This is a genomic window from Pseudomonas fluvialis (genome assembly GCF_002234375.1).
GTDB lineage: Bacteria > Pseudomonadota > Gammaproteobacteria > Pseudomonadales > Pseudomonadaceae > Aquipseudomonas > Aquipseudomonas fluvialis.
In genome coordinates this window covers 1-575 of record NZ_NMQV01000043.1, presented here as the reverse complement: position 1 = coordinate 575, position 575 = coordinate 1, and the positions used below count along the sequence as shown (strand labels likewise).

Annotated in this window: 1 protein-coding gene; it reads left to right on the top strand. The window is 63.8% G+C overall.

Annotation, left to right across the window (positions count from 1 at the left end; genetic code table 11):
- Nucleotides 1–575, top strand: a 575-nt coding sequence (locus CFY91_RS15370) for a GTP-binding protein (protein ID WP_133063702.1), incomplete at both ends; no start/stop codon positions are given.

The window sequence follows — 575 nt, the reverse complement described above, 5'->3', positions numbered from 1 at the left end:
GGGGCGACTACAACATCAACATCGTCGACACCCCCGGACACGCCGACTTCGGCGGTGAAGTGGAGCGTGTGATGTCGATGGTCGACTCCGTGCTGCTGGTGGTCGATGCTCAGGACGGCCCGATGCCGCAGACCCGCTTCGTGACCCAGAAGGCCTTCAAGGCCGGCCTGCGCCCGATCGTCGTGGTCAACAAGATCGACCGTCCCGGCGCGCGCCCGGACTGGGTCATCGACCAGATCTTCGACCTGTTCGACAACCTCGGTGCTACCGATGAGCAGCTGGACTTCCCGATCGTCTACGCCAGCGCCCTGAACGGCATCGCCGGCCTCGACCACGAGAACATGGACGACAACATGGATGCCCTGTTCCAGGCCATCGTCGACCACGTGCCGGCTCCCAAGGTCGACAGCGAAGGCCCGTTCCAGATGCAGATTTCCCAGCTGGACTACAACAGCTTCCTCGGCGTGATCGGCATCGGCCGTATCACCCGTGGCCGCATCAAGGCCAACAGCCCGGTCGTCGCCATCAGCGACGACGGCAGCAAGCGCAACGGCCGCATCCTGAAGATCATGGGT